Genomic DNA, 13,452 nt, shown 5'->3' with positions numbered 1-13,452 from the left:
ATTTTAGATGTTTAAGATGATCAGCTCACCTCATACCCATTCTGGCAAACTGACTGCGAGAATAATGTTATGGGTTATCCTCGCTATGATTCCAGCTATTACAGCCCAAGTTTATTACTTTGGCTACGGTGTCCTTATTCAAATAGGACTAGCCATTTCCTTTGCACTTTTTCTTGAATTTATCGTCACTGTTTTACGAAAAAAACCAAAACTATTTTACATTGGTGATTTTAGTGTTACGTTGACAGCTATCATTTTAGCTATCGCGATTCCCCCTTACTCACCCTATTGGCTGGTCTTAATTGGGATCTTTTGTGCAGTAATTTTAAGTAAACATATCTACGGAGGACTAGGGCAAAACTTATTCAATCCAGCAATGGTTGGTTATGTCATTTTACTGGTCTCATTTCCATTACAAATGACAAGTTGGCTCCCTCCAATACAATTACTCAATGAGCCTCCATCTTTTACTGATGCTTATTTATTAATCTTTAGCAATATAACTAGCGATGGCTTTAATTTATCTCAATTAACATTGAGCATTGATGGCATTACTCAAGCAACACCTCTAGATGCGGTTAAAACAGGGCTAAAAAATGGCGTAACATCATTAAGTGAAATTAATCATTCGCCAATTTTTCAATCTATCCTACCATTAAATAAAACTTACTTATTTACAGGGCTAGGTTGGACACAAATCAATCTTCTTTTTATGCTTGGTGGGCTATTTTTAATTTGGAAAAAAATTATTCATTGGCAAATTCCTTTTGCTTTTTTGACCGCACTTTTTATCTTAAGTATGATAAATTGGTTATTATCTGATATTGCCCCTACACCAATTTGGCAATTTTTTACTGGTGCAACAATGTTTGGTGCATTTTTTATTGCAACGGATCCTGTAACGGCTTCTATTACCCCAAAAGGTAAAATAGTATTTGGTGCATTAATTGGCTTTTTAATTTACATCATTCGTTATTATGGGGGTTATCCCGATGGTGTCGCATTTTCAGTTCTGTTAGCCAATATTTGTGTACCATTAATTGATCACTATACTCGTCCAAGAGTGGCTGGCTACAACAGATAAGGATACACAAATGCAAATTTTAAAAACAACCTCTTACTATGGTATTTTACTGGCATTTATTGCATTAATTTGTACCGCACTTTCTACGGGAATTTATTTTTTAACCAAAAACAAAATAGACAGCGAAATAGAAAAACAACAACAACAAAGACTGACTGAAGTCATTCCTCAAAAATATTATGATAATGATTTATTGTCTAGTTGTTCCGATTCAACTATTGAAACTATCAAAACAGAAAATATCAATAAAATTTGCACTGCCAAGAAAAATGGAAAAATAACAGCTTATGCTTTTGAAACCATCGCACCAGATGGTTATTCTGGTAATATTCGTTTATTAATTGGACTCTCTCCAGTTGGTGAAGTACTAGGGGTACGTGTTGTAGAACATCAAGAAACACCTGGATTAGGCGATAAAATAGATTTACGTATATCCGATTGGATTTTATCTTTTACAAATAAAATAATTACCCCAAACGACCAATCAGAATGGGCGGTAAAAAAAGATGGAGGTAAATTTGATCAATTTGCAGGGGCAACAATTACACCAAGAGCAGTAGTAAATCAGGTAAAAAATTCATCTTTAGCTATGCTTAAACATATCCAAGAAAAAGAATTAAATCGATCAACATTAGAAAAATAAAATATGACAGAAAATAAGGCTCGCTTAGAAACAGAAAAAAAGATAGAACAAAATCCAAGTGGATTATGGTCAGCCCTTTTTAAACAAGGATTTTGGCACAGCAATCCAGCTCTTGTTCAGCTATTGGGACTTTGTCCACTATTAGCCGTTTCCAATTCCGCAGCGAATGCTTTGGGATTAGGACTTGCTACGGTCATCGTATTAATGTTTACTAACACTGTGGTATCAATTTTTCAAAAACAAATACCTAATGAGATCCGTATACCAATTTATGTAATGATCATTGCAACGACAGTAACAATGGTTCAATTAATTATGAACGCTTATACCTACACCCTTTATCAATCTTTAGGTATTTTCATTCCATTAATCGTTACTAATTGTATTGTTATTGGACGAGCCGAAGCGTTCGCCTCAAAAAACTCAATTTTACATTCTCTTATTGATGGTTTTGCAATGGGTATCGGAATGATGTTCAGCTTGTTTGTGCTTGGTACTTTGCGAGAAATTTTAGGGACTGGCAAACTCTTTATTGGTATAGAACATTTACTTGGTGATTGGGCAAAAGTATTACATATTGAATTTTTTCATTTGGATAATTACTTTTTACTCGCAATCTTACCACCAGGTGCATTCTTAGGATTAGGCTTAATCCTTGCCTTAAAAAATATCATTGATAATAGAATAAAATAATGAATAAACAAAAACGAATTGAAATACTCACACGCTTGAGAGATCAAAATCCTCACCCTACAACAGAATTAAATTATAGCTCACCTTTTGAGCTATTAATTGCGGTAATCCTTTCTGCACAGGCGACGGATAAAGGTGTCAATAAAGCCACAGAAAAATTATTTCCTGTTGCCAATACCCCACAGGCGATTTTAGATCTTGGTTTAGATGGCTTAAAAAGCTATATTAAAACCATTGGTTTATATAATAGTAAAGCCACTAATATTATCAAAACCTGCCAAGACTTAATCGAAAAGCATAATGGTGAAATTCCTGAAAATCGTGAGGCATTAGAAGCGCTTGCTGGAGTTGGTCGCAAAACAGCGAACGTTGTTCTTAATACCGCCTTTGGCCATCCGACTATTGCCGTGGATACCCATATTTTTCGTGTATCTAATCGAACAGGCTTTGCTCCGGGAAAAGATGTCGTCAAAGTGGAGGAAAAATTATTAAAAGTGGTTCCCGCTGAATTTAAAGTAGATGTCCACCATTGGTTAATCTTACACGGACGTTATACTTGTATTGCAAGAAAGCCTCGTTGCGGATCTTGTATTATTGAAGATCTTTGTGAGTACAAAGAAAAAGTAGATGAATAATAAAATCAATTTTATAAAAATAAACTAGAGAAAAACTATGACAACAAAAATTGAAAGACAAACTTGGTCAAGTCGTTTGACTTATATTATGACAGTTGCTGGAGCAACAGTTGGTTTTGGTGCAACTTGGCGATTTCCCTATTTAGTTGGTGAAAATGGTGGCGGTGCTTATGTACTACTTTTCTGTATTGCAATGATCGTTATTGGTATTCCAATGATTTTAGTTGAAAATGTGATTGGTCGCCGTCTGCGTGTGAATTCTATTGATGCTTTTGGGGATAAACTAGAAAATCAAAAAATTTCTAAATATTGGAAAATTATTGGTTATATGGGGCTACTCGGTGCTTTTGGCATTATGGCATACTATATGGTTATCGGTGGTTGGGTAATTAACTATATTATTAGTTTAATTACAGGTAGTCTGGATATATCTTCCAGTATAACAAAGGAAACCGCACAGAATTTTTACAATCAGAGTATCAATAATAGCCCAATACAAATTATTTTTTATACCTTACTTTTTGTAATATGTAATTATATCATTCTTGCAAAAGGGATTATTGGCGGTATTGAGCGTTCTGTAAAATATCTTATGCCATTATTATTTATTTTCCTAATTGGTATGGTTATTCGCAATGTTACTCTACCAGGAGCAATGGAAGGTATTGAATATTATTTAAAACCTGATTTTTCAAAAATTAATGCAAAACTTTTTATTATGGTTCTTGGTCAAGTATTCTTTGCATTAAGCCTTGGCTTTGGCGTATTAATTACACTTTCGAGTTATTTAAGTAAAGAAGAAAATCTTATTCAAACAGCGGTAATTACTGGTTTTACCAATACCATTATCGCTATTTTAGCTGGCTTTATGATTTTTCCGTCATTATTTAGCTTTGGTATAGCTCCTGACTCAGGACCGACCTTAGTATTCCAAAGTTTGCCGATTGTCTTCTCTCACTTATGGGCTGGGCGTATTTTTGCAATTATTTTCTTTAGCTTGTTATTAATTGCGGCATTAACAACATCAATTACTATTTATGAAGTGCTTATTACCGCATTACAAGAAAAGCTAAGAATGCGTCGTGGCAAAGCAATTTTTTTAACTTTAGGTGGTATTTTCCTATTCGGTAATATTCCATCAGCATTAAGTAATAATGTTCTTGCTGATGTTACTTTCTTTGATAAAAATATTTTTGATGCTTTTGATTATGCAAGTGGCAATATTCTATTTTTATTAACCGCACTTGGTTGTGCAATCTTTGTTGGATTTATACTTAAAGATAAAGCCAAACAAGAGCTTTCACCAGAAAATCCTAATTCATTATTTACAACAATCTGGTTTAACTATGTTAAATTTGTTGTTCCATTAATTATTTTAGTTATTTTTGTGAGTAATTTGATTTAAATAACGAAATATCCAATGATAATAAGTGGTACCTTAGTTATATAATGACAAGCTACCACTTAACTATACATTCTTTTACTATCAGTTATAAAAAATCGTCCCGCTTATCAAATATCTCTGTTTTATTCCTATTATCCATGACATTGCCGACCTTTTTGATGTTTGTTATCATTTAATAACTATTTATATTAGTATTTATCTTATTAATTCTAAATTATCAACATAATGGAGCCCTATATGGAGTTTGCTATTTGGTTATTTATATTCTACTGGGTATGGAGTGGTGGATTTGGACAAAGTATAGCAAACATACTAAAACTATTTACAATTATATTAATTATTAGGCTTTTATTTATCATTTTCCCCAAAATAATGATCAGTCTAACAATAATTTTTATCATTAGTTTATTTTGGGAAAGTTATAAACAAATAAGAAAAAAATAAATCAACTTATTAATTATATTTTATATATCAATATTGTTATTAACTAGGTGTCTTATTCCATATAAATAAAAAAGCCTAACTATCTTAATAAGTTAGACTTTTATAATAGCAAAAAATTATTTTAACTTTTACCTATTCTTCTTTTCTTCCAATTCTTCCCAACGCATAAATGCCGTTTCTAATGCCTGTTCTGCCTCTGATAACTCTTGTAATTTTACGGAGGTGTATTCGTGGGATTTTTGGAAAAATTCCGAAGAACTGACTTCTGTCTGAAGTGCGGTAATATTTTCTTCTAATTTTTCTAATTGCTTTGGTAATTCCTCTAACTCTCTTTGCTCTTTATAAGACAATTTACCGCTTTTTGATTTAGATTTATTCGCAGAAATTTGTGAAATTTCTACCGCACTTTCTAATTTATTGGATTTATTTATTACATTTTTATTATCATTTTGCTTTTCTGCCTTTGTTGCAAAATAATTCGCCTGTTGTTGTTTCGCGTCATAGAAACCACCAACGTATTTATTTAATACCCCATTGCCTTCAAACATATAACATTCTGTTGCGGTATTATCAATAAACTGACGATCATGGCTGACTATCAACAATGTACCCGAATATTCCGTTAAAATATCTTCTAATAATTCCAATGTTTCTACATCAAGATCATTGGTCGGCTCGTCGAGAATCAACAAATTATTCGGTTTTAATAATAATTTTGCTAACAATAATCGGTTACGTTCACCACCAGACAATGCTTTAACTGGTGTCATTGCTCGTTTAGGCGGGAATAAAAAGTCTTGTAAATAACCTAATACATGACGCTTAACCCCATTAACTTCCACATCTTGTTTTCCGTCAGCAACATTATCCATAACGGTTTTTTCAGGATCTAACTCTGCTCGGTACTGATCAAAATAAGCAATATTTAATTTTGTTCCACAATGTACTCGCCCAGAAGTTGGCTGAATTTCACCGAGTAATAATTTGATGAAGGTAGTTTTTCCACAACCATTTGCTCCTACTAATGCTATTTTATCACCACGCAATATCGTGGTACTAAAATGGCTTAATAATTGCTTACCTGCAACGTTATAACTCACATCTTCCATTTCAAATACTATCTTGCCAGAACGATTTGAAGTATCTAATTGGATTTTCGCCGTTCCTAATACTTCACGACGTTGACTACGTTCTTCACGCAATGCTTTTAACGCTCTCACTCGTCCTTCATTACGTGTTCTTCTTGCTTTAATACCTTGTCTAATCCAAACTTCTTCCTGTGCAAGTTTTTTATCAAAAAGATCATTTTGTAACGCTTCTACTCGCAAATTTTCTTCTTTTGTTGTCAAATACAGATCATAATTTCCAGGATAAGAAACTAATTTACCACGATCAAGATCGACGATTCGAGTTGCCATTTTACGAATAAATGAACGGTCATGGGAAATAAATACGATACTTCCTGAGAAGTCTTGTAAAAAGTTTTCTAGCCATTCTATCGCGTCAACATCTAAATGGTTTGTCGGCTCATCTAAAAGTAATACATCAGGATTACATACTAATGCCCTTGCTAATGCCGCCTTACGCAACCAACCTCCAGAAAGTTCTGATAATAATGTATCTGGGTTTAATTCTAATTTTTGCAATACTTCATTAATTTTAGTTTCAAATTGCCAGCCATTAGAATGTTCTAACTGACTTTGAATCTCAGATAATTTATTTAATACCGGCTCACTACAATCAGTGGCTAACAAAGCGGAAACTCGATGATATTCTTTCAATAAATCCGCTAGATGCTCAACACCCTCAGCAACATAATCAAATACATTACCTTGAGCATTTCTTGGTGGATCTTGTTCCAAACGAGAAATAACAATATCTTGCTCTAAAAGTAAACGCCCATCATCCATAATGATTTCACCAGCAAGAATTTTCATTAACGTAGATTTTCCCGCCCCATTACGCCCGACCAGACATAGCCTTTCACCAGCCTCAATATGTAATTCTGCATAATCAAGCAAAGGATGATCACTAAAAGAAAGATAGCCATTTGTTAAACTAATTAATGCCACGATTGTTCCTAAATTATTCTGTAAAAATTAGTCTGAATTCTACCAGTTTTATGGAGGTTTTTATAGAGAATAAGAGAAAGAGATATGGATTATAAGATTTTTAGAAAAGAGAAATTGTTATTCTTACTTTTATGGGTAGTTTAAAACCACTCGAAAAAACTACCGCACTTTACGCTAAAACCTTATACAAGGTAATCTCATTTTCTATTATTGTTACTTTAACGATTTTTATTTAGTGATATTTTAAGAAAGTTTTTTAATATCCTCAGATAATTTATTAATCATTTCTTGCCCGTGTTTTTTAGCAACCTCTGGAGTCCACCCCTCTGCCAATTTTGACATAATTTTTAACTTTAAACTTTGATCGATAATTGTAGGATAAGTATCTACCTTACTTTTAGGTGACAAATTTGAAAATCGAGAGTTACCCGATACAGTAATCAATGCTAAGTTACCGAAACAATTAAGATCTTTATCTTTATCTTTATCTTTATCTTTATCTTTATCTTTATCAATCCATTTTTCTAAATCCGTTGGATTTTGAGGATAAAAATGCTCTATGGAATTTCTAAATTGAAATTCAAACTTGGAACATTTATTCTGATCATCTCTATAAATTAAATAATCTAAATAAGAAAAAGCAATTCGGTGGATATTAAATCCTGTCCTATCACTATAACCAGAGCCTTTAACTTTTTTACGACAATAATTTTCTAAGTGAGTTATTAAACTCTCATTAGTTATTTTATTATCATCTGAGCCAACAAATTCTAAAAATTCCGCAATCCAATCCATTGTTTGTGGTGATGTATAAGTAATCCTAAGGCAAGATTGTAGCACTTTTAATTGTGAATTTTTTAGTTCATTATCCAAAGAATTTGGATAGCTAGGTTTACTTCTCTTTTCTGCGTTTTCTGTTTTATCTTCTTCCTTTAATTTAAGCAAAGACCACTTACCAATATCTTTATAATCTCGACTAAACTCTCTTTTGATTATAAATTTATCAAATAAAACTCTATATTTAAGTAAATTAAAAATAAAATCTTTTCCGGTTTTTTCATCTTTCCAATTATTTTCTAAATTTTCAATAAACTTTTTATCATCTAAGGACTTGGAAGAATCTAAATCTAAAGCTAAATTAACTTGCAATAAAAAATTAGGAAATGACACTATAGATTCAAATCTCTCATTTTCTTCATTATCGACTTTTTTAGTATTGTCTAATTTTCCCTCATTAGAACTATCAATTAACAACTCCTTCAATGATTTATTTTCTTTTACTTTCCCTATGTTTATTTTACTAACCAAATCCTCAAATGTACTAACAGACAGCTCAGTCCAATTATTTTTAAAAATAATATTTCTAATATCAGATTTAAAATTCATTTGTACATAGCTATTCATATCAGAACAGGCATCCCAAATCATAGCACCAATGCTTTTATCATTATCATTACCAAAAGTTGCTAATATTTTAGCTTTCACGATTTCATGTAACTCTAATTGTTCTCCTCGCGTATTCATAATCTCAAAATAATGATTTAGGTCTATGTTTTTAGGTACTTTTATTCTAACAATAAATACATTATTTAGTTTATTTTTAAAATCATTTATATTAGCTTCATTTTCAGAGAAATATTGTTTAATAAAATTAAAACCATCAATAATACTTTCAGAGTATTCTTTATTATCTATATCTTGAGTTGATTTTTTAATCAAATCAAGATTATCTAATGTTTTGTTAGATTTATGTCTAACTTCAAATCGCAATGATGATTTATCAATATCAATACCCAAATATCTATTTAAAAGAAATAAAGTCGTTAGTCTTTGCTGACCATCAATTACTTCATATGAGCCATCATCACGCTCATTAACGACTAAGCTTCCCAAAAAATAATTTATTTCACTATTATTAATATCTTCTATTAATTGCTCAATATTTACACTTTCCCAAGCATAATTACGCTGATAGATAGGTACAATATATCTAACATCATTAAATATATCTAATATGTTAATCTTTTCTGGATTTTTACACATTGCTCTTTACTCCATTCCATAATTTTATTTTTTTTATTATATCTTCGTAATTTCCATTACTATCTAAATTATCTTTAGATAATATATTTTCAAAATCTAATAACAATATATCTTTTGGCTCTTTCATTTCACTAATTTCATTAAATATATTTAATCCAGAATTAATTCTTTCATGTCGTCCTCTTGCATACTTATTTATGCTTTCGAGATAAACAGAGTTCATTACTAACCTTAAGGAGTAGCTCCAATAAAATAATTGCCTCATTACATTAACATCCAAAAAATCCAAACCAAACCTATCTACAAAAAATAACAATGCACATTTATATAACCTTAATATATAAATATTACCAGCACCTCTACTCAAATTATCTAAATTTATTTGTTCCGATTTATAAAAATCTTCTATCTTTTCATTTATTGCATTTAATAAATCATAGTAATGATAGACATAATAGAAAAAACGTTTTCCCGATATTATTGGCTGAGTCAATTGAAATTGACTTAATGAATCAAGATGATAAAACCCATTAAAATTCTCAATATAAATAGCACTTGCTTTGTGATAGTGGACATAATTATATTCATAACTCATTTTAATTCCTTTAAAATGATGAATTTTCTTCTCATTATATCCTAGCCCATTTTTTCCTTTATACCATTGTTTAATTGGGTATAAATAATCTTTAAATAAGCTTGATAATTCTGATGAATTAACATTCTCCCACTTTTCTATAATCTCTAATTTCAAAGCATTACTTTCATTATTCATTTCTCTTAAATGGTATGATTTCAATAAATCATGAGGCTCTAATTCTTTTCCTCTAGAATTTTGCGAATCAAAAAATTGAAAAGCCTCTTGTACATTATCAGTAACAATCTTAACTATTTTACAATTCTTCAAAATGTATTCTTTATAACTTTGCCTTTCTTGTTCCTCTAGTTTTCCAACTAATTTAGAAAGCAACTGGTTATTATTTTTTACAGCCTCTACCGATAATTCATTATATTTTTCTTGTAAAAGATCATTAGCTTTCTCATCTAAACAATAAAGTAATATTGCTAGAGTAGTTAATCTTTGCTGACCATCTACAATATTGTATTCATTTTTATCCAAATGCAGTATTACAGAACCTAATCGATATTCTTCTAAATTATTTTTAAATGCTTCATAAGTATCTGAAAATAATATATTCGTAGATTTAGTAGTCCATCTATATGGTCTTTGATAATCTGGGATAGATAACGTTAAACCAAATAATTGTTCTAAATTTATTATTTCTAATTCTTTCTCAAGTAATGCCATTCTATTTCCTAACTTTTCTACAACATAAAAAATAATTTTATTATATTAAACTATAAGTTCTTATTTAATCAAAATGATACGTAGTATATTATTTTTAATAAACAAGCTTAAAATGAAAAATATAAATCCTTTAATTAATATATAACCAATACCTCAAACAAAACTATTAAAAAAACAACCGCACTTTGTTACAATCAAATACTCTATTAATTATTAGGAATTACGATGTCTGAATACATTATTGAAATTAATGAACAAAACCTTACGGAAACCTTACAGCGTTCTCAAGATATCCCTTTAGTGATAACTTTTTATGCTCCAAGTCATCAGCAATCAATGGAATTTTTAGCTGTTCTTGAACGCTATGCAGATAACTATCAGGGGCAATTTATTTTAGCGAAAGTAAATTGTGAAACTGAACAAATGATAGCCGCTCAATTTAGAATACAAGCACTGCCTACCACTTATTTATTTAAAGATGGTAGCCCTTTAGATGCGTTTCCTGGGGCTTTAGATGAAGAAACACTTCGACAACGTTTATCAGCTATTCTCCCTAAAGAAGAGGAAATTAAATTTAATCAAGCCTTAGATTTATTGGCAGTAGAAAACTATAATGATGCTCTTCCTTTGTTAAAAGAAGCTTGGGAATTATCAGATCAAAAAAACAGTGATATTGCATTACTTTATGCTGAAACCTATATTGCAATGAAACGTACCGAACCAGCTCAAGAAATTTTAAACAAAATCCCTTTACAAGATAGAGATAGCCGCTGGCAAGGATTACAAGCTCAAATTGAATTATTAATTAAAGCAGCGGATACGCCAGAAATTCAGCAATTACAAGAAGATTATAGAAAAAGCCCAACCGCTGAAATTGCCTTAAAATTGGCTATTCAACTACACCAAGCCAATCGCAATGAAGAGGCATTAGAATTGTTATTCTCTATTTTAAAAACAGATTTAGGTGCAGAAAATGGTGAAGTAAAAAAAGAATTTTTATCCATTCTATCGGCGATTGGAAATAGCGATCCTATAACCAATAAATACCGTCGTTTACTTTATTCTATTTTATATTAAAAATTTGTATAGCTAGGCTAGAATATCAATGAAAAAATAAGCAATCTAAATAAATCAGATTGCTTATTAAATTAAAGACACTAGTAAAATACATTAACTTTGCTACATTAGGATTAAATAAATATAATGCTTATTTATGTCCTACTCTAAATATTTTTATTACGCTATTTTTTTAACGGCTTCATCAGTTGTCCATAAATCATTAGCAATGAGTCGGAAATTGATTAATGCAGATAAATAACCATCACCTTCTGGTAATTTAACACCTGCTGTCGCATCTTTCACCACTGCTACTTCAAACCCTTGTTCAACTAATTGACGTAAATGCGATTCAATACATAAATTTGCCGACATACCAGCAAGAATCACTTGATCAATTTTACGTTTACGTAATTGAAGTACTACATCATTAGTTTCTGGTCCAAATACTTTATGTGGTGATGCAATAACTGTTTTCCCATCAAAAATATAAGGTTTATATTGTGGCATAAAATCGGCACCAGAACCTTCAAAACCTTCCATACTATACGCACTTTTACGAGCAAACATTCCACTATCATGCATAAAATGTTCAGCTGGTCCACCAAATTCCCATTGATGATCTTGTGGATAATAATAATGCGGTGAAACAATTACAGGCATATCTACTGATTTAGCAGCTTTAAATAAACGCTCAATATTTTCGACTGTATTATTTTCCATAATACTTTCTTTCATTACTGGCCAAGTTACACCATCAGGACTTAAAAAATCAATTTGTGGATCAACTACAACCAATGCCACACGTTTTTTATCAATCAACATTCCTTTTCTTGGCATAGCATATTGTTCTGGCTCAGCATAAGCAGTTGAAGCTGATTTTGAATTACTTGCATTTGCAACACCGCTTAACCCCATAGCTCCCAGTACACTTGCAGCCATTGCAATACGTGAGCCACTTTGTAATGTTGAACGACGTTCTTGATCAATCTGTTCAATTGCTTGTTTATCTGTCATAATAACTCCTTAAATAATAATTGATAATATCTCCTCTTGAGATGTGATTATTCTAAAGTGAATATACTTCACTGTTTTAACCGATACTCTAAATTTATTAACCGAGAATCTCAAAATGGATGTATTAAGTCATTTATTTCATTATTTCCCTTTTAGAACAGATCTATTTTTTATTGGACGACTATGCCACCTGACCCAATTTGAAACTCAAAATAAAGGTCATTTACATATTATTCGCCAAGGTAGCTGTTTGTTAAAAGTTAAAAATCAGCCTGTTCAACGTATTGATTATCCTTGTATAGTCTTTATTTCATCTGAAATATCCCATCATATTCATCCCCTAAATGATGAATTAGATATTTTTTGTATTAGTTTTGATTTTGGAGAGGGGATAAATAATCCACTTACTCATACGATACAAAATATTGTTACTTTACAATTACATTCTCATCCAGAGCTAGATACAATCACATCATTAATTTATGAAGAAACTGAAAAAATGGCGTTAGGATATGCTTCAACAATCCATCATCTATGTGCTTATCTTACGCTTAGAGTTGTTCGCTGTTGTTTAGAAGAAAAACATATTAAAGTAGGGCTATTAAAAGGATTAACGGATAAACAATTAAGTGGTGTTTTATTAGAGATTCACGAAAAACCCGAATACAATTGGCAAGTTGATATTTTAGCCAAGAAAGCATCAATGTCCCGTTCTCGCTTTGCAAGTTACTTTAAACAAATTATTGGAATGTCTCCTATAGATTATATTACTCATTGGCGAATAACCCTTGCACAAACATTACTACTAAAAGGTCTCCCTATTATGCTTATTGCCGATAGAGTTGGTTATAGTCATAATGAATCTTTTACGCGTGCATTCTCTCGTATTGTAGGTCAATCGCCAATAGAATGGTTTAAACTCCAACAAGAAAAAATAAAAGTTGCCGACAATAAATAAACATTACAAAAGACTTTTCTGCTTTAGGTAATCTCCTCATATAAATAAAAAAGTTTGTTAATACTGTATAATACTAAGCATTAACAAACTTTTAGA

The 13,452-nt window shown here is 31.1% G+C and carries 11 protein-coding genes; 7 read left to right on the top strand and 4 right to left on the bottom strand.

All coding sequences use genetic code 11. From position 1 onward, the window contains the following. Nucleotides 1-7 precede the first annotated feature (7 nt). The 5 genes from rsxD to EV697_RS02850 are packed head-to-tail and all read left to right on the top strand — an operon-like array spanning nt 8 to nt 4,460. Nucleotides 8-1,084 (top strand): electron transport complex subunit RsxD, encoded by a 1,077-nt coding sequence (gene rsxD / locus EV697_RS02870; RefSeq protein ID WP_132022391.1) that lies wholly within the window; start codon nt 8-10, stop codon nt 1,082-1,084. 10 nt (nt 1,085-1,094) lie between these two features. Continuing rightward, entirely contained in the window at nt 1,095-1,727 is a 633-nt protein-coding gene (gene rsxG, locus EV697_RS02865) for an electron transport complex subunit RsxG (protein WP_132022388.1), read from the top strand. Nucleotides 1,728-1,730: 3 nt separating this feature from the next. After that, entirely contained in the window at nt 1,731-2,420 is a 690-nt protein-coding gene (locus EV697_RS02860; RefSeq protein WP_132022386.1) for an electron transport complex subunit E, read from the top strand. After that, the gene (nth, locus tag EV697_RS02855; protein WP_132022384.1) at nt 2,420-3,055 is read left to right on the top strand and encodes an endonuclease III; all 636 of its coding nucleotides are present in this window, start codon (nt 2,420-2,422) and stop codon (nt 3,053-3,055) included. The genes EV697_RS02860 and nth overlap by 1 nt, the downstream gene beginning before the upstream one ends. Nucleotides 3,056-3,092: 37 nt before the next feature. After that, the gene (locus EV697_RS02850) at nt 3,093-4,460 is read left to right on the top strand and encodes a sodium-dependent transporter (RefSeq protein ID WP_132022381.1); all 1,368 of its coding nucleotides are present in this window, start codon (nt 3,093-3,095) and stop codon (nt 4,458-4,460) included. A gap of 572 nt (nt 4,461-5,032) precedes the next feature. Here the strand turns inward: EV697_RS02850 and EV697_RS02845 are convergent. From EV697_RS02845 to EV697_RS02835, 3 genes are all read right to left on the bottom strand, one after another. After that, the gene (locus EV697_RS02845; RefSeq protein ID WP_132022379.1) at nt 5,033-6,976 is read right to left on the bottom strand and encodes an ABC transporter ATP-binding protein; all 1,944 of its coding nucleotides are present in this window, start codon (nt 6,974-6,976) and stop codon (nt 5,033-5,035) included. A gap of 243 nt (nt 6,977-7,219) precedes the next feature. Then, nucleotides 7,220-9,019: a DUF262 domain-containing protein gene (locus tag EV697_RS02840; protein WP_132022376.1), complete on the bottom strand. Its 1,800-nt coding sequence runs from the start codon at nt 9,017-9,019 to the stop codon at nt 7,220-7,222. Then, complete coding sequence (locus EV697_RS02835) at nt 9,012-10,325, bottom strand: DUF262 domain-containing protein (RefSeq protein WP_132022373.1); 1,314 nt, start codon at nt 10,323-10,325, stop codon at nt 9,012-9,014. Before EV697_RS02835 ends, EV697_RS02840 begins: the two co-directional genes overlap by 8 nt. A gap of 225 nt (nt 10,326-10,550) precedes the next feature. On the opposite strand from EV697_RS02835, the gene EV697_RS02830 reads away from it, so the two are divergent. Further along, nucleotides 10,551-11,402: a co-chaperone YbbN gene (locus EV697_RS02830; protein WP_132022370.1), complete on the top strand. Its 852-nt coding sequence runs from the start codon at nt 10,551-10,553 to the stop codon at nt 11,400-11,402. A gap of 159 nt (nt 11,403-11,561) precedes the next feature. Here EV697_RS02830 and EV697_RS02825 read toward each other — a convergent pair whose 3' ends face one another. Continuing rightward, on the bottom strand, nt 11,562-12,398 hold the full coding sequence (locus EV697_RS02825; protein ID WP_132022368.1) for a cysteine hydrolase family protein: 837 nt from the start codon (nt 12,396-12,398) through the stop codon (nt 11,562-11,564). Between the two features lie 115 nt (nt 12,399-12,513). Between EV697_RS02825 and EV697_RS02820 the strand changes: the two genes are divergently transcribed. Further along, nucleotides 12,514-13,356: a helix-turn-helix transcriptional regulator gene (locus EV697_RS02820; protein WP_132022365.1), complete on the top strand. Its 843-nt coding sequence runs from the start codon at nt 12,514-12,516 to the stop codon at nt 13,354-13,356. Nucleotides 13,357-13,452: the final 96 nt, after the last annotated feature.

The sequence above is a fragment of the Bisgaardia hudsonensis genome (genome assembly GCF_004345785.1).
In the GTDB taxonomy this organism is placed as follows: domain Bacteria; phylum Pseudomonadota; class Gammaproteobacteria; order Enterobacterales; family Pasteurellaceae; genus Bisgaardia; species Bisgaardia hudsonensis.
This window is presented reverse-complemented; position numbering and strand designations above follow the sequence as displayed.